We start from the raw sequence: 21,755 nt of genomic DNA on the forward strand, positions 1-21,755 counted from the left end.
TTTGGAATGCAAACAGCCCCGGTCGGCTTCCGTCATCATTGACGGGATACCGACCAGGGCTGTGTACAGGCGCTACAGGACTGCGTCTGTCATCACCGGGTTGTTTCGACAGGCTCCGTCAACGCAGCCAGCACCAATGGGTGCAAGACCGCCCCCGAATGCTCTACCCGACAGGCTGCCAGTTGCCGGCGCATGACCGGGGTCCAGAAATTCTGGATGTGCTGGCGCACCCCCTTCACGGCCAGTTCGGTATCCGGTTCGCTAGCGAAGTACTGGCCGATCTGGTTGGCCATCTTGATCAGGCTTTCGGTGCTCATCGACGCACCTCGGCTTTCTCGGCATGACGGCGTTCGCGTAGCAGACGGCTCTGTTCATCGCTGAACGCCTGATAGCGTTTCTGCCATTCCGAAGGCTGGCTGACCCGCACGATTTCCACCGCCGTCACCTTGTATTCCGGGCAGTTGGTGGCCCAGTCGGAGTTGTCGGTAGTGATCACGTTAGCGCCCGATTCGGGGAAGTGGAAAGTGGTGTAGACCACCCCCGGCGCCACTCGCTCGGTGACCTTCGCCCGCAGTACCGTCTGCCCGGCGCGGCTGCCGATGCCGACCCAGTCGCCATCGACGATGCCGCGGTTCTCGGCGTCGGTCGGATGGATTTCCAGGCGGTCCTCCTCGTGCCAGGCCACGTTTTCGGTGCGTCGGGTCTGGGCGCCGACGTTGTATTGGCTCAGGATGCGCCCGGTGGTCAGCAATAGCGGATAGCGGTTGTTGACCTTCTCCTCGGTGGGCACGTAGCCGGTGAGCATGAAGCGCCCCTTGCCGCGCACGAACTTCTCGATGTGCATGATCGGCGTACCGTCCGGTGCGTCATCGTTGCAAGGCCATTGCAGGCTGCCATGGCGATCCAGTTCGGCATAGCTGACCCGGGTGAAGGTAGGCGTCAGACGGGCAATCTCATCCATGATTTCGGAAGGATGCTTGTAGTCCATTTTGTAGCCCAAGGCTTCGGACAGGGCCATGGTAGCCTCCCAGTCAGCCTTGCCGGCCAGGGGCTCCATCACCTTGCGTACCCGGGAAATGCGGCGCTCGGCATTGGTGAAAGTACCGTCCTTCTCCAGGAACGAACTGCCCGGCAGGAATACGTGGGCGAACTTGGCCGTCTCGTTGAGGAAGATGTCCTGCACCACGACACACTCCAGGGCACTCAGGGCCGCAGTCACGTGCTGGGTGTTCGGGTCACTCTGGGCAATGTCCTCACCCTGGCAATAAAGCGCCTTGAAGGAGCCATCCAGCGCCGCTTCAAACATGTTCGGAATGCGCAGCCCTGGATCGGGTTGCAGGGTCACGTTCCAGGCCTGTTCGAACTGGGCACGCACCGTTTCGTTGGAGACGTGTCGATAACCGGGCAGCTCGTGGGGGAACGAGCCCATGTCGCAGGAGCCCTGCACGTTGTTCTGCCCGCGCAACGGGTTCACACCGACGCCTTCGCGACCGATGTTGCCGGTGGCCATGGCAAGGTTGGCGATCCCCATCACCGAGGTACTGCCCTGGCTGTGCTCGGTCACACCGAGGCCGTAGTAGATGGCCGCGTTGCCGCCGGTGGCATAGAGCCGTGCGGCCGCGCGAATCTGCTCGGCGGGCACGCCGCAAACCGGGCCCAGGACCTCGGGGGCGTTTTCCGGCAGGCTGACAAAGTCACGCCAGCGGGCGAAATCCACCGCTTCGCAGCGCTCGTCGACGAAAGGCTGGTTGACCAACCCTTCGGTGACGATCACGTGGGCCAATGCGTTGAGCATCGCCACGTTGGTGCCTGGGCGAAGCTGCAGGTGCAACTCGGCGCGGGCGTGGGGCGAATCCACCAGGTCGATGCGCCGTGGGTCGATGACGATCAGCCGCGCGCCCTGGCGCAGACGACGCTTGAGCTGGGAACCGAACACCGGGTGGGCATCGGTAGGGTTGGCGCCCATCACCAGGATCACGTCGGCCAGCATCACCGAATCGAAGGTCTGGGTACCGGCGGACTCGCCCAGCGTCTGCTTGAGACCATAACCGGTCGGCGAATGGCAGACACGGGCGCAGGTGTCGACGTTGTTGTTGCCGAAGGCGGTGCGCACCAGTTTCTGCACCAGGTAGGTTTCTTCGTTGGTGCAACGGCTGGAGGTGATGCCGCCGATGGAATCGCGTCCATACTTCAATTGGATGCGCCGAAATTCACTGGCCGCGTAGTTGACGGCTTCATCCCAACTGACTTCCTGCCACGGATCGCTGATGTGCTTGCGGATCATCGGCTTGGTGATGCGATCCGGGTGGGTGGCGTAGCCCCAGGCGAAACGCCCCTTGACACAGGAGTGGCCGTGGTTGGCCTGGCCATTCTTGTCCGGGACCATGCGCACCAGTTGATCGCCTTTCATCTCGGCGCGGAAGGAGCATCCCACACCACAGTAGGCACAAGTAGTGACGACACTGCGTTCCGGCTGGCCGATCTCCACCACGCTTTTTTCCATCAGCGTGGCCGTCGGGCAAGCCTGCACACAGGCGCCGCAGGAGACGCATTCGGAGTCGAGGAAGTTGTCACCGCCGGCAGTCGCCACCCGTGAGTCGAAACCGCGCCCGGTGATGGTCAACGCGAAGGTGCCCTGGGTTTCCTCACAGGCCCGTACGCAACGGTTGCAGACGATGCATTTGCTCGGGTCGTAGTCGAAATAAGGGTTGGAAACGTCCTTGGCCTCGGCCAAATGGTTGTCGCCCTCGTAGCCGTAGCGCACTTCACGCAAGCCGACCTGCCCCGCCACCGTCTGCAATTCACAGTTGCCGTTGGCCGAGCAGGTCAGGCAATCCAACGGGTGGTCGGAAATGTACAGTTCCATCACGTTACGCCGCAGACCGGCGAGCCGGGAGGTCTGGGTGCGCACCACCATACCTTCAGTGACCGGCGTGGTGCAGGAAGCCGGGTAGCCGCGCATGCCCTCGATCTCGACGAGACACATACGGCAGGAACCGAACGGCTCCAGGCTGTCGGTGGCACAAAGTTTGGGGATGGTCGTACCGAGCAGCGCCGCCGCGCGCATCACCGAGGTGCCGGACGGGACGCTGATTTCGCGGCCGTCGATGGTCAGGCTGACCTGCACCTCGCTTTCACGGGCCGGGGTGCCCAGGTCGATATCGCTGGCAGGGTCGAAGATAGTAATCATTGGTCGGCCTCCATGGTCGCCAGACCGAAATCGGCGGGAAAGTGCTTAAGGGCGCTGGCGACGGGGTAGGAGGTCATCCCACCGAGGGCACAGAGCGAACCGTATTGCAGGGTGTCGCACAAGTCTTGCAGCAGCAGAGCCTGTTCCTGTCGAGCATTGGCGTCGGTGCTGGCGATCAGACGGTCCACCACTTCCACGCCACGGGTCGAACCGATCCGGCACGGCGTGCATTTACCACAGGATTCCTCGGCGCAGAATTGCAAGGCGAACCGGGCCATGTGGGCCATGTCCAGGCTGTCATCCGCCACGACCACACCGCCGTGACCGAGCATCGCGCCCATGGCGGCGAACGCTTCGTAGTCCAGGGGCGTATCGAACTGCGAGGGCGGCACCCAGGCACCCAGCGGCCCGCCCACCTGCGCGGCCTTCAACGGCCGACCGCTGGCAGTGCCGCCGCCGTAGCCTTCCACCAATTCGCGCAGGCTCAGGCCAAAAGCACGCTCTACGAGGCCGCCCTGGCGGACATTGCCGGCCAGTTGGAACGGCATCGTGCCCATGGAACGGCCCATGCCGAAGTCGCGGTAGAACTGCGCGCCTTTCTCCAGAATCACCGGGACCGAGGCCAGGGTCACCACGTTGTGCACCAGGGTCGGCAAACCGAACAGACCTTGCAGCGCCGGCAACGGCGGTTTGGCGCGAACCTCGCCGCGCTTGCCTTCGAGCGATTGCAGCAGCGACGTTTCCTCGCCGCAGATGTAGGCTCCCGCCCCTACCCGGACTTCCAGCTCGAAGCGACGACCGCTACCGCCCACGTCCTCGCCGAGGTAACCGGCGCCACGGGCAATGCGCAGGGCTTCGTTCAGGGTGCTGACGGCGGCCGGGTATTCCGAGCGCACGTAGATGTAGCCCATGGTCGCGCCAACGGCGATGCCGGCAATGATCATGCCTTCGATCAGCAGGAACGGATCGCCTTCCATCAACATCCGGTCGGCGAACGTGCCGGAGTCGCCTTCATCGGCGTTGCACACCACATACTTCTGCGCCCCCACCGCGTCGCGCACGGTGCGCCACTTGATGCCCGCCGGAAACGCCGCGCCACCCCGACCACGCAGGCCGGAATCGAGGACGCTGGTGACCACATCCAGGCCATCCATCTGGATCGCCCGGGCCAGCCCCAGGAAGCCACCCTTGGCCCGGTATTCTTCCAGGGACAGCGGCTGAGTGATACCGGCACGGGCAAACAACAGGCGCTGCTGGCTCTTGAGATACGGGATCTCTTCCACCGGACCCAAGGCCAGCGGATGGCTGCCTGGGTCGCCCGCCAGGGCATCGAGCAGACTCGGCACGTCTTGCGGCGTGAGGGGACCGAAACCCAGGCGCACACCGGCGCTTTCAAATTCCAGCAGCGGTTCCAGCCAATAGAGGCCACGGGAACTGGTGCGACGCAGCTCCAGTGGCAATTGTCGGCGTTCAGCTTCACTGACCAATGCCGCCGCCACTTTATCTGCGCCCACGGCACAGGCAACCGAATCACGGGGGATAAAGAGCGTCAGCATGAGCCCTCCTCCAGGCAACCATTGACCAATTGGCGCAGGCGCTCAGGGGTCAGCCGCGCATGCAGCTCACCGTCCAGCTCCAGGGCCGGCGAACACATGCAGGCCCCCAGGCAATAAACCGGACGCAGGCTGATGCTTCCGTCGGCGCTGGTGCCGTGATCGTCCATGGACAGGTGTTCGCGCAACTGCGCAGCCAACGTTTCGGCCCCCCTGCTCTGGCAGGACTCGGCCCGGCACAGACGCAAGGTATGCCGCGCTGGCGGTGTGGTGCGGAAGTCGTGGTAGAAGCTGATCACCCCTCGCACTTCAGCCTGGCTGAGATTAAGGGCATGGGCGATTTCAGGGACGGCGGTGTCGGGCACATACCCGCAACCTTCCTGGATGGCATGCAGGATCGGCAGCAAGGCACCCGGGGTGGCCTTTTCGCGTTCCAGCACGCTGTGAATCAGGGGCAGGTGAAGCGTCTCATCGAGCATAAGTTACCTCGGCATCTCGAACGCCACCGCCGCATAGCGGCAGCCGTCCGGAGTCTTGGCTGCGGCGCCCGGCCCACGTCACGGTAGCGTGGCTGATCCAGACGCCATTCCTGCTCTCCGGCCAGGCGTCTTGGCGCGCCTGGTCCGGGGCATCTTTACAGCTTGCCACTCCCCCAAGGTGGCGATTGCACGTGGACGACAGAACGTGTTCTGAAAGCGACTTGGGGTGCGAGTCGCTCATGTCCGCAAGGCAGGACTTACAGGATTGTAGGCGACCCATGAACTAATGGCAGGAGTGGGTGCTGTGGGATGGTTGACTGATCTGAATTGCCCATAGCGGACGGCTCACTAAGGGAGGCCATTTGTCGAAGCCGGGACAAACACCAGTTCACGCCCTTTGCGCCCATCGGTCACGATGCGGTTCACCAGCTCATCCTGGATCTGGGCATATTCGGACAATGAAAGCCGCGGGCGAGCCGCGTTGATGACCTGCGAGAAGATCCGGGTGCCGTTGAGCAGCACCTCCATGGTAATCAGGGTGCTGATCAATGTGCCGGAAAGGCAGTCTGCCTTGACGCTGTAGGTCAGGGGCCGTTTGCCATCGAATTGCTGGAGCACCATTTCAATGGCCGCCATTTCACTGTTGGCTCCGTGACTGCCGGCAACCAGATTACTGGGTTCTTCCCTGCCCCCGAGGCCATGGCCGCGCAAATGAAGCCATTCCTGGTCGTCACGGACGGCATATCGCGATGCCGACAGCGAGCCACCTTCGATCAATCCCACTGCTCTCCTCGCGTCCTCCACAGTGACATCGCTCAAGGGCGGTAGCAGTCCGGATGCCGTGCCGCTGGCGACAGCCGTAAAGAACTTCGCCATAACGCCGCCTTGGGATTTTCGCTTTGCAGCATTGCGGCCGGTACCCACCAGCGCTTGCTCCAGCGACATATTGCTGTATCCCGACTCATCGATCGACCATTGGCGATGGTTCCAGTCGGCAGCGATCTGGTGCATCGAAGGCTGTTCGCGCTCAAGGCGCATCGTCATGTGAAAGCCCCCGCCTTTCCTCTTGGCCCTGAAAATCTTGCGCCAATGGTAAAGGTTGGAATGAGGCCGATTTCTCATCAAATACCAGCCGCGTCCCCTCGAATCCACTAGCCGACCAAGTGCGCCAGTGCCGCCAGGTGACGGATCGAACCTGAACGGAGGGACTACGCCCTCCGGCGGGTCCATCTCGCCCACCCCTTCGATTCGGATCTTACCGATGGTGATTTTTGGCGTGGTACGTGCGACATGCTTGATCGTTGCGCTGCTGGGTGCAGAGGCGTCCGGCAGCGAGGCCGAGCCGTCGTCCAATAACGTATTGCAAAAAGGGCAGTACATGAAAAGATCACTGACCGAGTAACGGCACTTCTTGCAATTGGCCACGGCGCTCTCCTCCTTGGATACGTGGAAAAGGCTAGCATCTGAGTCGTCTTTAGGCAGATCAACCGGATGAACATGACATTCTTGATAGCAAACCGATGCAATCCACGGCGGTATTGGCTTTTGCTATGTCGCGCAGTCAACCTGGATAGGAAAGGAAAACTGAAAAAAGCTGCCCTGAGCAAACGCGGCTAGGCACGCCCATGCCGTTATAGGCGACTCTATTGCGACCGTACTTCCAAGAGCCCTTTCCTGATGCCCGACATACCGACCCACCGCGCCTATACCCGACGCTTCGACGCGGTGCTTGCCTACATCGAAGCCCATCTCGAAGAAGATCTGTCGGTGAGGAAGTTGAGTCAGGTGGCGAACTTTTCGGTGTACCACTTTCATCGCCAGTTCACCGCATTCGTTGGCGTGCCAGTCTCACGTTATGTGCAACTGATGCGGCTACGGCGCGCAGCCCATTGTCTGGCGTCTCGCACTGACCTCTCGATATTGGACGCCGCGCTCGGTGCCGGATTTGAAAGTCCCGAGTCATTCAGCCGGGCGTTCCGACGGGCATTGGGCATGACGCCGAGCGCGTTTCGCAAGGAGCCGAACTGGCAGGTCTGGAATGCGGCGTTCACCATCCCTCACTTTTCCAGGACTATTACCATGCAAGTACGAATTGTGGATTTCGCTGAAATCAGGTTGGCAGCGCTGGAGCATTGCGGCCCGTCCAGCCTTGTCAACGAAAGTGTGCGCAGATTTATCGCGTGGCGCATACAGAGCGGGCAATCACCAGTGGCGTCGAGTCGCAGTTTCGGTATTCCCTATGGCAACCCCGATACGACGCCGTCGGAGGCATTTCGCTTCGCCATCTGTGGCGAGATACAGGAGGCCGTGGCGTCCAATAAATTCGGTGTGCGGGAGCTCGTTATTCCTGGTGGTCGGTGTGCCGTGGTGAGGCACACGGGATCACCGGATCATATTGGTGAAACGATCTACCCGGTCTACCGCGATTGGCTGCCTGCCAGCGGAGAAGAACTGCGTGACCATCCACTGTTCTTTCATTACCTGAGCGTCTATCCCGAGACACCGCAAGAACAGTGGCAGACGGATGTGTATGTTCCGCTGCGATAGTGGATCCTGGGGATGCTGCCCAGGATCGCGGCGAGGCAGTTTCGGTCAGGTTGAATGCCGCCGCCATCGCGAGCAAGCTTGCTCCCACAACGACTCTGCAGTGGTCTTGATACCCACAACTCCGCCAATCTTCTGTGGGCTTACCCTGCCCCCGCCACATCAAACCCTTGCTCCAGATCCGCGATCAACGCACCGGCATCCTCCAGTCCGATATGCAAGCGCACCACCGGATTCAAGGCTCGATCATCAGCACTGTCGCGGTCCTTTGTATCAGCAATGGTCACCAGACTTTCGTACCCACCCCATGAAGCACCCAGCCCGAACAACTGCAACGCATCGATGAATCGCTCCAGATAAGCATCGTCGGCGCGTTGAAGTTCGAAGGACAACAAGCCGTTGCTGCCTTGGAAGTCGCGCTTCCATAGGGCATGGCCCGGGTGATCGGTCAGTGCGGGGTGGAAGACTCGTTTGACCTGCGGCAGTGTCTGTAACCAACGGGCAATTTCCAACCCCTGGCGCGCGTGCACATCCAGGCGAGATGCCAGGGTGCGGGCGCCGCGCAGGACCAGATAAGCGTCGTCGGGACTGACGGTGGTGCCGAAGGTGTCGCTCATGGCCGCCAGCGCCGGCCAGACCTCCTCCCGGGTGCAGACACTGCCCATCATCACGTCGCTGTGGCCGCTGAGGTATTTGGTCAAAGCCATGATCGAGATGTCGGCGCCCAGGGCCAGCGGTCGATACAAAAGGCCCGAACCCCAGGTGTTGTCCACCGCCAGCAGAATTCCCCGCGGCCTGCACAGGGCGGCAATGGCAGGCAGGTCGCAAAGTTCGTACAACAGCGAACCGGGCACTTCCGCATAGACCATCCTGGTGTTGGCTTGCAACCGTGCAGGCAGGTCGCTGCCATCGGGGGCGAAGTAGCTGACTTCGATACCGAAGGGCTGAAGAAAGTCTCGCGCCACGCGGCGTACCGGAGAATAGACCGCATCGGTGATCAATACATGATCGCCGGGACGCAGGTAAGCCAGGAAGGTTTGCGCCACCGCAGCCAGCCCGGTGCCAAACAACCGGGTGCGATAGCCGCCCTCCAGTTCAGTAACAAGGTCTTCCAGGGCGAAGGCCGTAGGGTTGCCCTTGGCGCCATAACTCAGAAGCCGCTCGCTGTCGCGGCGCGAGCGGACGTCACGCATCTGCGCCAGATTGTCGAACAGCACCGTACTCAGGCGGCTGATGGGGACGTTGACCGCCCTGGCACCGCTGCCCTTCTCGGTCCGCGCAGCATGGACCAGACGGGTACGGACTCGCTCAATGACCGGCTGTGAGCGCAGCGGTTTCAGACTGGCGATTTCGTCTGCGCTCATCTGCGCCAACAGGCCGATTTCCCAAGCCAGGTACTGACGCGCCGCATCCTTGTTGCCGGCATGACGGTCATGGGTGAAAAACAGGAAGTCGATGCACTGATCATCCGGTAGCGTCTCCACACCATGCTCCAGTGCCGGATCCGCCGAAGACCAGCCCTCGTCGAGCAAACGCACCTGCCCACGCTGCGCTTCAGGCAGTTCCAGCGCGGCCAGGGCAGCCAGCCGCGGATCATCGGCGACCAGCACCACCGGCCGCTTCTCACCGGCCACCGTGCCCGCCAACAACGGACGGATCGACCAGCGCGCCCCGGCGATATGACCTTTGCGGTAGGCCATGCTCGGGCGCAGATCGATCAACGCGACCGCATCATCCTTCAGCGCATCGACCAGGGCCTGCACGCTGATCGATGGCAGGGCTTCAGGCAGCACGACGTCCTGCGCCGGCAACGCCAAGCCACTGCTCAAGCCCTCGGCCAGCACGTAAGCCTCATGCCCCAACTGCCGCAGCCAAGCGGCGATGATCGGCGCGCGCACACCGTCGTTGTCGAACAGCAACACCCGCGCCCCTCGTACGCCCACATACAGGTCGGTGGATTGAATCAACTGCCCGCCCGGCGTGTGTTGCGCCCCCTTCAGCGTGCCGGCGACAAATTCCTCGGCGGTGCGCACGTCACACAAAAACAGACTGCGGCCGCCCTCCTTCGCCCATTGCTGAACCTGCGCCGCCTCGACGGTCACCGCGCCGGCCCGTTCGGCCAGTCGTGCCGCCGCCAGCCGCCGGGCCGGCAGGGTCTCTGTCGACACCTCATCGGTATAGCGCCGGTCACTGCTATGCTCCAGGGGCAGGTCTGCCAGATCCCAGCCTTGAGTGCCGTTTTCCAAGGCGTAGACCGGATTTCTGATACCCAGGTCGATCAGCGTCTGGGCACCGATGATGCTGCGCGTCCGACCCGCGCAATTGACCACGATCGGCGTCCGCTCGTCCGGCACCAGATCTTGCACGCGGTAGCCCAGTTCGCCGTTCGGGCAACAGATCGAACCAGGAATGGTCATCTTGCGGTATTCCTCGAACGGACGGCCGTCCAGCACCACCAACGGTTCACCACGGGCCTGCCATTCGGCCAGTTGCCGGGCGCTGACATGCGGCGTGTGACGGGCCTCTTCGACCTTTTCGCCAAAGGCCTTGGAAGGCACATGCACCCCGGCGAACAGTTGGAACCCGGCACGCTGCCAGCCATCGGCGCCGCCTTCCAGAATGTGCACATTGGCGTAGCCCAGCGCGTGCAGACGTTGCGCCGAGCGTGCCGCCAATGTCCCGCCATCCTGGTCATAGATCACCAGCCGGACCTGAGAATTTGGCGCCAGACGCCGGGCTTCCAGCTCCAGGCGACTGTAGGGCAGGTTAACCCCGAAAAACAGATGAGCTTCGCCATACTGGCCGTGCTCGCGCACATCAAACAGGGCGGTTTCCTGCCCGTCGAACAACCATTGCTGCAATTGTCCGGAAGTTATGGTCTGGCTCATGAAAGTCCCGCTGGAGAAATATAGATGTCTGACATGCACGGAGATCAGTGGGCGTAGGCCTTGATCGACGGCGCCATTTGCGAGGCGTTGTAATTGAGGATGCGTCCGTCGGCTTCAACGCCATAACGCCCGTTGAGGGATTCCAGCGGCAAGCCATAGAGATGGAAGTGCAAGGTCGGTTGCTCACCCGCGACTCGGATACCGTGCAGGTCCTCACCGAGGAAGGCGATGGACGTGCCGGGCTGCACGATGATTTCTTTCTCCAGGTGCAACGTGGTGTAGCCCGGCTCGCGCCCTTCGTCATCGCGGCGGTAGACGTAGTTGATCTCCTGGCCTTGCACCGCGCTGATGATGGCCCAGGTCTCGTGGTTATGCGGGACCGTGCTTTTGCCCGGCAACAGCGAATTGAGGTACAGCGTCGGTGTATCGCCGTCGTCATTGAGGCGGTAGCGAAACGCGGTGCTGCCCTGCCCCGGCACTGGCGCCGGGAAGGCGTCGAAGTTGAACAGGTCGCGGCGCTCGGCCAACCCTTCCAACAGGGCAACGATTTCCACCAGGGCGGCACGGTCGACGCCACGCTGATGGACCACCCGCACTTTCTGCAGGAAGTCTTCGATGACATCGGGACGGCTAAAGATACTCATGAGGCAGGCTCCATTTTTGATCGATAGAAAATCAGACGGACAGGCTGTAACGACTGAGGTTTGTCAACAGGTACGGGTCGTTGGCAATCGACTGGCGACGCCCCGGATCGCCGAGGGCGTGCCGCAGGAACTCGTGGGTGCGTTCGCTGGTTGGGGCCTGGAAAATCTGCGCCGCGCTGCCGTGCTCGACGATCACCCCGTTTTCGGTGAAATAAACGACATCGCTGATTTCTTCGGCGAAGCGCATTTCATGGGTGACCAGCACACAGGTCATGCCCTCCTCGGTCAGCTCACGGATCACCGTCAGCACCTCGCCGACGGTTTCCGGGTCCAGGGCCGAGGTCACTTCGTCGAACAGGATCAACTCCGGGCGCATCGCCAAGGCACGGGCAATCGCCACCCGTTGCTGCTGCCCACCGGACAGTTCGCCCGGATAGGCATCGGCCTTGTGCTCCATGCGCACCTTGGCCAGCAAGGCGCGGGCGTCCTTTTCAGCATCGACCCGGTTGCGCCCCAGCACCTTGCGCGGGGCGATCACCAGGTTTTCCAGCACCGACAGATGCGGGAACAGGTTGTACTGTTGGAACACGAACCCAACGCGTTTGCGCAACTCGATGCGCTGGGCTTCCCGGGCCAGGGCATGGACTTCGGTGGCACCGACGCGGATGCTGCCGCGTTGGGGCTGCAACAGGCCCGTAATGCAGCGCAGGATCGTCGACTTACCCGAGCCGGACGGGCCGATGATCGACACGGCCTGGCCTCGGAATACATCAAGATCAACGCCCTTGAGCACCGGGCTACTGCCAAACGACAGGTGCAGGTCACGCAGGCTGACCAGAGGCTCGGCGACGGTTTCAGTAAAAGGCATAGCGTCGCTCCAGGGATTGGGTCAGACGGGAAATCGGATAGCAGTAGGCAAAAAACAGCACCAGCAGGCTCAGGTAGATCACTACGGTGAAGCCGGTCAGGTTCACTGTGTTGCTGGCGATCTGCGCGGTGTCGATCACATCGTGCACACCCACCAGGGACGCCAGCGCCGTGCCCATGGTGATCACCGCATACAGGTTCATCCACGGCGGCAGCATGCGTTTGAAGCACTGCGGCAGGATGATCGAGCGAAAAATCTGCCCACGACTGAACGCCAGAGAGCGCGCGGCCTCCCACTGGGTGCTGGGGATGGAGGCGATGGCGCCACGGAAGATTTCCGCGACATTGGCGCTGGCCGGCAAGGCCAGGCCGAGGGTGACCTTGACCCAGTCGGGGAATGCGACGTAAGTGTTGCCAATCCGAATCTCGAACGGGAACACATAGGTGGTGAAATAGATCAGCACCAGCCAGGGCGCGTTACGGAACACCTGCACCCAGACCCGCGCCGGCCAGCGCAACAGGCGCAGCGGCGACACCACCATCGCACCGACCACCAGCCCCACCACAGAGCCCAGACCGATGGCCAGCAGACTGATGAGAATGTTCTGGCCGAAGCCTGCGATCAGCGCCGGCGACCACTGCAACAAGGCCTTGAACACTGGGCTATGAGGGGCGACATAGGCCAGCCAGACCAGCGCGATCGCCACCAGCAGCAATTTGCCGAGATGCCGACGCGGCCATGCCAGGGGCGCGCTTACCAACGAATCAATGGCCATAACCGGGCATCCTCAGGCGCGCTTCGAGGTAACGCCCCACACAATTGACGGTAAAACTCAGCAAGCCGAAGAACGACAGGATCAGGATCATCAGTTCCAGCACGTTATCGCTTTGGGTCCAGATCATGATCGCTGCGTAGGTGATATCCCCCACGGCGATGGCCGAGGCCACGGCGGTCATTTTCACCAGGTCGATCAGGTTGTTGATCAGCGACGGCAAGGCAAAACGCAGGGCCAGGGGCAGTTGCACGTTCCATAGCAACTGGCGATTGTTGAAGGCCAGGGAACTGGCAGCTTCCAGAGTCACCACCGGCACTGCTTCGATCCCGGCTCGCAGCGCTTCAGCGTGAAACGCGCCCTTGTGCAGCGAGATCACGATCACCACCCAGGCAAACGGCGTCAGCGGATTGGCCGTGCCGACCGCCTGGGTCAGCAACATGTTCAGCACCAGGAATGCACAATAGAGCTGCACAAGCGTCGGTGTATTGCGCGTGACCTCGACGAATAGCCGCGCCGGCCTGGCCAGCCAGGGCCGGCCAGAGATCAACAACGCCGCCAGACCAACACCCGCGAGCAGGCTGCCGACAATAGTCAGCAGGCACAGCAGCACCGTAGTCAGCGCCCCCTGCTCCAGGGTGCCGCGCTGATACGCGTCCAGCAAAAAATTGTAGTTGAGGCCCAGTCCGGCGCTCCAATGGACGAACACTTCCAGCCAGTGGCTCATGGCTCGGTCCTCAGTTGGGCGCAGGCGTGTGCGATACGTCGCCCCGCTTCGCTGACGGTTTCGGTCGCGGCGGCAATGGACAAGCGAAACCACGGTGACAAGCCATAGGCGCTGCCAGCGACACCGGCGACGCCCTCTTCCATCAGATAGGCAACGACATCGGCATCGCTGCCCAGGCGCTGTCCATCCGAACGATAACGTCCCAGCAATCCCGCGCAGCGCACGAACACGAAAAAACCGCCTTGCGGTTCAAGGACCTCAAGACCGTCAACATCGCGCAACGCACTCACCAACACATCGCGGCGCCGGCGATAGGCCGCGACCTGTTGCGGCAGGAAATCCAGGCCACCCTCGAATGCCGCCAATGCGGCCGCCTGTCCGACCGAAGAAGCGCCGGAGGTCGATTGCGATTGCACCACACTCATGGCTTCGGTCAGCACTCGCGGGCCCGCCCCGAAACCGACGCGCCAGCCAGTCATGGCGTAGGTTTTCGACACCCCGCCCACCAGCAGGCAACGCGCCTGCAAATCCGGCGCAACGTTGAGCAGACTCTGGGTCGGGAAACCGTCGAAGCGAATGTGCTCATAGAGTTCATCCAGCAGGATCAGCACTTGGGGATGACACCGCAGAACCTCGGCCAAGGCACGCAATTCGGCCTCGCTGTATACCGCGCCACTGGGGTTGCCCGGGCCGTTGAGAATCAGCCAGCGCGTGCGTTCGCCGATGTGTTGCGCCAGCTGCCCGGCAGTGAGTTTGCAACCCTGGGCCAATCCGCATTCGATGAACACCGGCTCGCCACCATTGAAGCGCACGCTGTCGGGAAAGGACGGCCAGTACGGTGTCGGTACCAGCACTTCATCGCCGTCATCCAGGGTCGCGGCGAAGGCGTTGAAGATGATCTGCTTGGCGCCGTTGGCGATCACGATGGATTCCAACGGATAGTTCAGGCGATTTTCGTTGTGCAGCTTGCGCTGGACGGCCACGCGCAGTGCCTTCACGCCGGGCGTCGGGGTGTACTTGGTGGCGCCGGCGGCAATGGCTGCATAAGCGGCCTGCTTGATGTGTTCAGGGGTGTCGAAATCCGGCTCGCCGGTGGTCAGGTCGAGAATATCCCGACCGCTATCGCGTAACGCAGTGACGCGGGATCTGGCGGCGGCGTTGGCAGACAGTGAGACACACTGCACGCGTTTGGAAAGGCGAAGACTCATGCTTGCCCTCCCGCCAGGACCTTGCCGGGATTGAGCAGATTGTGCGGATCCAGGGCTTGCTTGATGCGGCGCATCAGATCCAGTTCCACCGGGCTTTTGTAGCGAGCCAGCACGTCTACCTTGCGCTGGCCGATCCCGTGCTCGGCGCTGATCGAACCGCCATGGGCATGGGCACTGTCATGCACCAACTGACTGAGCTCAGCGTAATGGGCCATATGCGCCTCGACCGTGGAGCCCGGCGGATGGGCAACGTTGTAATGCAGGTTGCCGTCGCCCAAGTGACCGAAGGTATAGTGCCGCACGCCTGGGAAATGCTGCTGCAACAGCGCATCGGTATCAGCCACGAACGCCACCACCCGGGAAATCGGCACCGAGATATCGTGTTTCATATTGCGCCCGGCGCGTTTCTGCGCCTCGCTCATGTTCTCGCGCAATTGCCAGAAGGCCTCGCTCTGGGACAGGCTTTCGGCGATCAGCGCATCGGCCAACAGGTTTTGCTCGAAGGCCTCCCCCAGCACGTGCTCGAAGGTTTCCCGTGCATGGGTTTCGCTGTGGTTGTCCGACAGTTCCAGCAACGCGAACCAAGGCTGGCGGGCCCCGTTGAAGGGCCGCGGGCCATCAGGGAACTGCTCGTGCAACAACGCCAGGCACCCGGCGCTGAGCAACTCGAACGCCGTCAGCCCTGCGCCGAAACCGCTGCGGGCATGGGACAGCAACGCCACGGCTTGCGCCAGCGAGTCGAAAGCCAGCAGTGCAGTGACCTGCGCCCTGGGTCGAGGAAAGAGTTTCAGGGTCGCGGCGGTGATGATTCCCAGGGTGCCTTCGCTGCCAATGAACAGGTCTCGCAGGTCGTAGCCGGTGTTGTCCTTGCGCAAACCGCGCAGGCCGTCCCAGATTTCACCTTGGGCGGTGACGACTTCCAGGCCCAGGGTCAGTTCACGGGCATTGCCATAGCGCAGCACGGCGGTGCCGCCGGCGTTGGTCCCCAGGTTGCCGCCGAGGGTGCAACTGCCCTCGGCGCCGAGACTCAGGGGAAACAGCCGATCCGCCTCACGGGCAACCTGCTGAACGGTTTGCAGGATGCAACCCGCCTCGACGGTCAGGGTATCGTTATCGGTGTCCACTGCACGTATGCGGTTCATGCGGTCCAACAGCAACAATACGGCGCGGCCATCGGCGCTCGGGGTGGCACCGCCCATCAGTCCGGTGTTGCCGCCCTGCACGACCACTGGGGTTTGCGAGGCCACGCAGGCTCGGACCACCGCGGCGACTTCCTCGGTATTGGCTGGATGTACGGCGGCGATCACTTGTCCGACATAGCGGCCCTGCCGATCGGTCAGGTACGCCACAGCCTCTTCGCTGTTCTGCACATGTTTCGCGCCGACCAAGGCCTGCAAGGTCAACCACAGCGCCTGGCTCATGGGAGCGCCGCCAACGGTTCGGCGTTGCGATATTTTTCATGCAGGTCGCGCAAGGCTTGAGACGGTGCCATGCCGGTGCGCTCGCCCAACTGGATCAGCCAACCACTGCGGTGCCAATCGCGCACCACGGCATCGAGCCTGGCCTGAAGGTCGTGCTCGCCCTTGCGCAGCCAGATCACCGAATTCGATGGAATCAGATCCCCCGGCAGCGGGATTTCATAACCTTCCCACTCCGCGTCGCTGAGCAACGCATGCAGGGTCGGGCTCACATGCACCGCTGCGACACAACCGTTGCCGCGCAACGACAGTAACGATTCGGACTGGCTGCGAAAGGCCTTGATCTGCGCGCCGTAGTTCTCCTGCAAGGGCTTGATGAAGTTGCTGCCCTGGGACACGCACACCGGCTTGTCCTTGAGGTCGGTCCATTGGGTGAGGCCGGATGCCTTGCGAATCAAGGCAGCGCCGCCGACCTCTTCATAAGGCGTCGGCACATAGTCGAGGATCTCGGCGCGCTCCTCGGTGAACTGCATGTTGGCGATCAGAATGTCCACCTTGCCCTGTTGCAGGAACTGCACGCGGTTCGGCGCCAGGACAGAAACGGTCTGGGCTTCCACACCCAAGGCCTTGCCGATGCCCTTGGCCAATTCCACGTTGTAGCCCAGGTGCTCGCCGGTCTTGGGATCGATGGTGCCGAAAGGAGCACCACTTAACATCACTCCGACGCTGATGACATGGCGTTGCTGGATCTTGTCCAGTGTTGCATCAGCCTGGACCAGGCTGGCAGCGCTCGCGGCGGACCACGCCAGGCATAGCGTGGTCAGGGTTCTGACGGAGAAAAACGAAATCATGGGCGGCTACCTTGAGCGACGGTCGAAGAAGAGGATGGAAAGTCCGGCAGCCGTCAGGCACCGCTGCCCTGGAACTTTTTCTGCAACTCCACCAAAGCCGGTGACGCAGGCGTGATGCGGTTGCGGGTCTGGGCTTCGATCAGCCAGCCGCTGCGGTGCAGTTGTTGAATGATCGGGTCGAGCCTGGCCTGGGTGTCGTTTTCACCCTTGCGGGTCCAGATCACCGACGGCGCGGGGTTGAGCTCCGGGCTTATGGCGCGATAGCCCTGCCATTCGGCGTTGTCGGTCACCAGCGGATTGATCAGCGTGGCGTCGTGTACCGCCGCCACGCAGTTGTTGCCACGCAGCGCCAGCAAGGACTCCGAGGAACTTTTGAACGCCTTGATCTCGGCGCCTAGTTCGGTCAGCGGCTTGATGTAGCTGCTGCCCTGAGAGGTGCAGACCGGTTGATTCTTCAGGTCTTCCCAGCGGCCGATCTTGCTGTCCTTGAGCACTGCGGCAGTGCCGCCGACGCGGTAAAACGGTGTGGGCACGAAGCCGAGGAGTTCGCCACGCTCGGCGGTCCATTCCATGTTAGCGATCAGCAGATCCACCTTGCCCTGCTGTAGGAACTGCACGCGGTTGGCGGGCAACACCGGTACCAACTCCACCTTGGCGCCCAGTTGCCGGCCCAATTCTTCGGCCAGATCGACGTTCAAACCACGCGGTTTCTGCGTCGTAGGATCAATGCCGCCGAAAGGCCCGCCGGACAGCAGGACACCGACCACCAACTCATGGCGTTGCTCGATTTTGTCCAGGGTCGCATCGGCCTGGGCAACGGAGGCGCCCGCCAATGAGATCAAGGCGCCCAGCATCACAGGCAGTAATCGTTTTTTGGGTGAGCGCTTGAGCAACATGAATTTCCCCCTCATGAAATAGCCGGCGTCCCCCGGCCTGATGAGTGGGCATCCTAGGTATCGCGCGATGGCGAAGGAAATTCAAATATCGACTATCTTTATAACTCTTCAGGTTTGGTCGTCAGGCAAAAAATGAATAACCAAGTATTTACTGGTCTAAAACCCACGCCAACTTAAAATGCTCTACCAAATACATAAAAATACGTAATGTTTTGCATTGCACCCTTGATATGAGCACCGCCATGTCGACCCTCGATCTCGAATTGCTGCGCACCTTCATCGCCGTGGTCGACCACCACAGCTTTGCCGAGGCCGGCGCCCGGCTGGCCCGTACGCAATCGTCCGTCACCCAGCATATGCAGCGCCTGGAACAGCAGGTCGGCGTGAGCCTGTTTGAAAAGCGCGGCCGGCAAAAGCAACTCACCGAAGCCGGCCAACAGCTGCTGCGCCACGCACGGCAGATGCTCTCGCTCAACGATGACGTACTCAATTCCCTGCGCGAGAGCAGCCTGAGCGGTGTGTTGCGCATCGGTTCGCCCCATGACATCGCCGACACTATCCTGCCGCCGATCCTCAGCCACATCGCCCGCTCGGCGCCGCGCCTGCGTTTGGAAATCGACGTCGGTCGCAGCCCGTTCCTGATGGACGACCTGCACCGGGGCAAGGTCGACATGATCATCTCCACGCGCCAGGATCCGAACCTCGAAGGCTTCGCCCTGCGCACCTCGCCGGTGTGGTGGATCTGCTCGGCGCAATACCAGCACAACCCCGGCGAACCGTTACCGCTGATCCTGGTGGATGAGCCGAGTATCTATCGCCGCTACGCCTTGGAAGCCTTGGAACGCGCCAACATTCCCTGGCGCCAGGCCTACCTGGCATCGAACCTGATCGGTATCAAGGCCGCCACCCGCGCCGGCCTGGGGGTCACGGCGCGCAGCATGGAAATGCTCGGCCCGGACATGCGGGTGCTGGGGGAAAACGATGGTTTGCCACGAATGCCGGACGTGACTTATCACCTGTGGATTCGCGCCAATACGATCAATCCGCTGGTGCGTAGGACCTATGAATTGATCAGGACCAGCCAGGGCCATTAAGTATTTTTTTCCAGCCGCCAACAGGACGGACGTCAGCCATGCCCAGTATTCACTTCAGCCGGATCGTCGATCTCAGCCACCTGATCACCCCGGACATTCCTCTCTGGCCCAACGATCCACCCGTGGCGTTCAACACCGAGGCTTCGCTGGAAAAGGATGGCTACTACCTACGCAGCTTCAGCATGGGCGAGCACAGCGCTACCCACATGAATGCCCCGAATACTTTCGAGACTGGCGCCATGGGCATCGATGGTTACAGCCCCGACTCGTTGGTGCGCCCAGCGGTCGTCGTGGATCTGGCGAGCCGTGTTGGCGACAACGCTGACTACATCATCGACCTGCAAGACATCGAAAGTTGGGAGCAGGCGCACGGCCAGATTCCCGAAGGTTGCGTGGTGCTGTTCCACACGGGGTGGCAGTCGCGCTGGCCCGACCCGTGTCGATTCTTCAATCAGGATGAGAGAGGCCTGCGCTTCCCCGGTGTCGGTGCCGCCGCTACTCACTTCTTGCTGGAGCAGCGACATATCGCCGGGATCGGGATCGACACCCACGGCGTCGATCCGGGGCAGGAAACGTCCTTCGCGAGCAACCGACTGGTGCTGCAACGGCGCGGCATCATTCTCGAATGCTTGAATCAGCTCGATCAACTTCCCGCCACCGGCTGTACGCTGGTCATCGGCGTACTGCGCCTTCAGACCGGATCAGGTTCACCGGCCAGCGTGCTGGCCTTTATCCCTTGAGGCCCGCTCAGTAATTGAAATCGTGTCCCAGCTCCTTCGACATCCACTCCAGGAAACGTCGGACTCGGGGGAAGTTGGCGTGGGCCCGGGGAAACACCAGGTGGTGCGCGGTGATCGAGGCGCTCAAATCCGGTGCCACTTCAACCAGCGCCCCACGATCAAGGTAGTCCTGGGCCAACAACGTGCTTTCCAGGGCAAAGCCGAGGCCGTGGCTGGCAGCCTCCAGGGTCATGTAGGAACGGTCGAAGCTCAGGGTGTAAGGCTTCTCGGGCCGGGCCAGACCGTGCTGGGCGAACAACTGCGGCCATTTGATCAGGGTCGCCTCCGACAGAATCAGCTCGCGGTCGAGCAGATCCGCCACCGCTCGCACAGGCCGCTTCGCCAACAATTTCGGGGAGGCCATGACTGCAATCCGCTCGTTGCGCACGGTACGCACTTCGAAGCTGGGCCAATTGGGCATGCCGTGACGGATGTCGACGTCGATCTTGTCCCGACTGAAGTGCAACGATTCGTAGGAGCACGAGAGGTTGAGCTGGATATCCGGGTGACTCTCGCGAAACTGTTCCAGGCGCGGCATCAGCCACAACAGGCCGAAGCTGGGAGACGAGTGCAGGCGCAGGCAATCGAGGCTGACATCGCTGGTCGCACGTTCGGTGGCCACCGCCAGGCTGTGGAGGATGCCAGAGACTTCAGTCAGGTACTGCTCGCCCACCGGGGTGAGGGTCACGCCCCTGGCCGTGCGGAAAAACAGTTGGCGCCCGATCATCGCTTCGAGCTTGGCCAGTTGGTGACTCACCGCCGAGGGGGTCAGCTCCAGCAATTCGGCGGCGCGGGCGACATTGCCGAAACGCGCTGTCTGTTCAAAGGCCTGAATGGCTTTCAGGGGAGGCAGCACGGCAGGTGCATCGTCAGGTGAGCGCATGATTATTGTTATTCCGCTGCAAGTCATGTAATCCGGGCACCGGGCTATTCAACCACCCCGCTCACCGGCTGGCGAGTGCTGAATTTTTTTCAGCACCGAGTGACATTCGCGTTATTGCTCAGGTCATGGGCGCGGAACAAAGTGAGTCATCGGTTCATGGCCGAATGTCTCCCATAACAACAATCAGAGGTGCCCCATGCTTCTTCAAGGCAAAGTCGCGATTATCACCGGTGCTGCTTCGGCGCGCGGTATCGGTCGTGCCACTGCAACCACGTTTGCGCAGCACGGCGCACGGGTCGTGATACTCGACCTGGACGCATCCGCTGCCCGCGACGCCGCCGCCTCCCTGGGCGAAGGTCACCTGGGCCTGGCCGCGAACGTCGCGGATGAACGCCAGGTCCGCCAGGCCGTCGCCACCGTCCTCGAACAGTTCGGCCGCATCGATGTGCTGGTCAACAACGCCGGCATCACTCAACCGCTCAAGACCCTGGATATTCGCGGCTCGGACTATGACAAGGTGCTGGACGTCAGCCTGCGCGGCACCTTGCTCATGTCCCAGGCGGTGATTCCGGTAATGCGCGAGCAGCGCGCCGGAAGCATCGTCTGCATGTCGTCGGTTTCCGCCCAGCGCGGTGGCGGCATCTTCGGTGGCCCGCATTATAGCGCCGCCAAGGCGGGCGTGCTGGGCCTGGGCAAAGCCATGGCCCGGGAACTGGGGCCGGACAACGTGCGGGTCAACTCGATTGCTCCGGGGCTGATTCACACCGACATCACCGGCGGCCTGATGCAGGATGAACGCCGTCACGCGATCATCGATGGCATTCCACTGGGGCGCCTGGGTGAAGCCCAGGATGTCGCCAACGCAGCGCTGTTCCTGGCCAGTGACCTGTCTTCCTATCTGACCGGCATCACCTTGGACGTGAACGGCGGGATGCTGATTCACTGATAACACTGGCGGGCC

The 21,755-nt window shown here is 62.0% G+C and carries 19 protein-coding genes; 4 read left to right on the plus strand and 15 right to left on the minus strand.

Features of this window, described 5'->3' with window-relative positions:
* Nucleotides 1-92: 92 nt before the first annotated feature.
* The 5 genes from LCU97_RS22120 to LCU97_RS22140 all read right to left on the minus strand — a co-directional run bounded on the left by LCU97_RS22120 (nt 93) and on the right by LCU97_RS22140 (nt 6,647).
* A complete protein-coding gene (locus LCU97_RS22120) occupies nt 93-317 on the minus strand; it encodes a formate dehydrogenase subunit delta (RefSeq protein ID WP_232777771.1) in 225 nt (74 codons plus the stop codon).
* Complete coding sequence (fdhF, locus tag LCU97_RS22125; RefSeq protein WP_232777772.1) at nt 314-3,190, minus strand: formate dehydrogenase subunit alpha; 2,877 nt, start codon at nt 3,188-3,190, stop codon at nt 314-316. Before fdhF ends, LCU97_RS22120 begins: the two co-directional genes overlap by 4 nt.
* Nucleotides 3,187-4,746, minus strand: a complete 1,560-nt coding sequence (locus tag LCU97_RS22130; protein WP_232777773.1) for a formate dehydrogenase beta subunit — start codon at nt 4,744-4,746, stop codon at nt 3,187-3,189. Before LCU97_RS22130 ends, fdhF begins: the two co-directional genes overlap by 4 nt.
* Nucleotides 4,740-5,222 carry a formate dehydrogenase subunit gamma gene (locus tag LCU97_RS22135; RefSeq protein ID WP_232777774.1) on the minus strand — a complete coding sequence of 161 codons (483 nt, stop codon included), beginning with the start codon at nt 5,220-5,222 and terminating at the stop codon, nt 4,740-4,742. Before LCU97_RS22135 ends, LCU97_RS22130 begins: the two co-directional genes overlap by 7 nt.
* A gap of 348 nt (nt 5,223-5,570) precedes the next feature.
* The gene (locus LCU97_RS22140; RefSeq protein ID WP_232777775.1) at nt 5,571-6,647 is read right to left on the minus strand and encodes a zinc ribbon domain-containing protein; all 1,077 of its coding nucleotides are present in this window, start codon (nt 6,645-6,647) and stop codon (nt 5,571-5,573) included.
* A 252-nt stretch (nt 6,648-6,899) separates the two neighbouring features.
* On the opposite strand from LCU97_RS22140, the gene LCU97_RS22145 reads away from it, so the two are divergent.
* Nucleotides 6,900-7,769, plus strand: coding sequence for an AraC family transcriptional regulator (locus LCU97_RS22145; RefSeq protein WP_232777776.1), 870 nt, complete (start codon nt 6,900-6,902; stop codon nt 7,767-7,769).
* Nucleotides 7,770-7,909: 140 nt separating this feature from the next.
* Here LCU97_RS22145 and metC read toward each other — a convergent pair whose 3' ends face one another.
* Genes metC through LCU97_RS22190 form a run of 9 tightly spaced genes read right to left on the minus strand, consistent with a single transcriptional unit; the run spans nt 7,910 to nt 18,038 of the window.
* Complete coding sequence (gene metC / locus LCU97_RS22150) at nt 7,910-10,654, minus strand: cystathionine beta-lyase (RefSeq protein WP_232777777.1); 2,745 nt, start codon at nt 10,652-10,654, stop codon at nt 7,910-7,912.
* 44 nt (nt 10,655-10,698) lie between these two features.
* On the minus strand, nt 10,699-11,298 hold the full coding sequence (locus LCU97_RS22155) for a cysteine dioxygenase family protein (protein ID WP_053157020.1): 600 nt from the start codon (nt 11,296-11,298) through the stop codon (nt 10,699-10,701).
* Nucleotides 11,299-11,329: 31 nt separating this feature from the next.
* The gene (locus LCU97_RS22160; protein WP_232777778.1) at nt 11,330-12,166 is read right to left on the minus strand and encodes an amino acid ABC transporter ATP-binding protein; all 837 of its coding nucleotides are present in this window, start codon (nt 12,164-12,166) and stop codon (nt 11,330-11,332) included.
* Nucleotides 12,153-12,941, minus strand: coding sequence for an amino acid ABC transporter permease (locus LCU97_RS22165; RefSeq protein WP_053157026.1), 789 nt, complete (start codon nt 12,939-12,941; stop codon nt 12,153-12,155). The genes LCU97_RS22160 and LCU97_RS22165 overlap by 14 nt, the downstream gene beginning before the upstream one ends.
* Nucleotides 12,931-13,665, minus strand: coding sequence for an amino acid ABC transporter permease (locus tag LCU97_RS22170; RefSeq protein WP_232777779.1), 735 nt, complete (start codon nt 13,663-13,665; stop codon nt 12,931-12,933). The genes LCU97_RS22165 and LCU97_RS22170 overlap by 11 nt, the downstream gene beginning before the upstream one ends.
* Nucleotides 13,662-14,873, minus strand: a complete 1,212-nt coding sequence (locus LCU97_RS22175) for an aminotransferase class I/II-fold pyridoxal phosphate-dependent enzyme (protein ID WP_232777780.1) — start codon at nt 14,871-14,873, stop codon at nt 13,662-13,664. The genes LCU97_RS22170 and LCU97_RS22175 overlap by 4 nt, the downstream gene beginning before the upstream one ends.
* Nucleotides 14,870-16,294, minus strand: coding sequence for an FAD-binding oxidoreductase (locus tag LCU97_RS22180; RefSeq protein ID WP_232777781.1), 1,425 nt, complete (start codon nt 16,292-16,294; stop codon nt 14,870-14,872). The genes LCU97_RS22175 and LCU97_RS22180 overlap by 4 nt, the downstream gene beginning before the upstream one ends.
* Nucleotides 16,291-17,142: a transporter substrate-binding domain-containing protein gene (locus LCU97_RS22185; protein WP_232777782.1), complete on the minus strand. Its 852-nt coding sequence runs from the start codon at nt 17,140-17,142 to the stop codon at nt 16,291-16,293. Before LCU97_RS22185 ends, LCU97_RS22180 begins: the two co-directional genes overlap by 4 nt.
* 53 nt (nt 17,143-17,195) lie before the next feature.
* On the minus strand, nt 17,196-18,038 hold the full coding sequence (locus LCU97_RS22190; protein ID WP_232777783.1) for a transporter substrate-binding domain-containing protein: 843 nt from the start codon (nt 18,036-18,038) through the stop codon (nt 17,196-17,198).
* Nucleotides 18,039-18,268: 230 nt separating this feature from the next.
* Here LCU97_RS22190 and LCU97_RS22195 point away from each other — a divergent pair, with 230 nt between their 5' ends.
* Both LCU97_RS22195 and LCU97_RS22200 read left to right on the plus strand, forming a co-directional pair.
* A complete protein-coding gene (locus LCU97_RS22195) occupies nt 18,269-19,132 on the plus strand; it encodes a LysR substrate-binding domain-containing protein (RefSeq protein ID WP_053157043.1) in 864 nt (287 codons plus the stop codon).
* A gap of 38 nt (nt 19,133-19,170) precedes the next feature.
* Complete coding sequence (locus LCU97_RS22200; RefSeq protein WP_053157044.1) at nt 19,171-19,872, plus strand: cyclase family protein; 702 nt, start codon at nt 19,171-19,173, stop codon at nt 19,870-19,872.
* Between the two features lie 7 nt (nt 19,873-19,879).
* Here the strand turns inward: LCU97_RS22200 and LCU97_RS22205 are convergent, their stop codons facing one another.
* A complete protein-coding gene (locus LCU97_RS22205; RefSeq protein ID WP_053157047.1) occupies nt 19,880-20,794 on the minus strand; it encodes a LysR substrate-binding domain-containing protein in 915 nt (304 codons plus the stop codon).
* Between the two features lie 196 nt (nt 20,795-20,990).
* Between LCU97_RS22205 and LCU97_RS22210 the strand changes: the two genes are divergently transcribed.
* On the plus strand, nt 20,991-21,740 hold the full coding sequence (locus tag LCU97_RS22210) for an SDR family NAD(P)-dependent oxidoreductase (RefSeq protein WP_232777784.1): 750 nt from the start codon (nt 20,991-20,993) through the stop codon (nt 21,738-21,740).
* Nucleotides 21,741-21,755: the final 15 nt, after the last annotated feature.

The sequence above is a fragment of the Pseudomonas uvaldensis genome (genome assembly GCF_021271205.1).
Lineage (GTDB): Bacteria > Pseudomonadota > Gammaproteobacteria > Pseudomonadales > Pseudomonadaceae > Aquipseudomonas > Aquipseudomonas uvaldensis.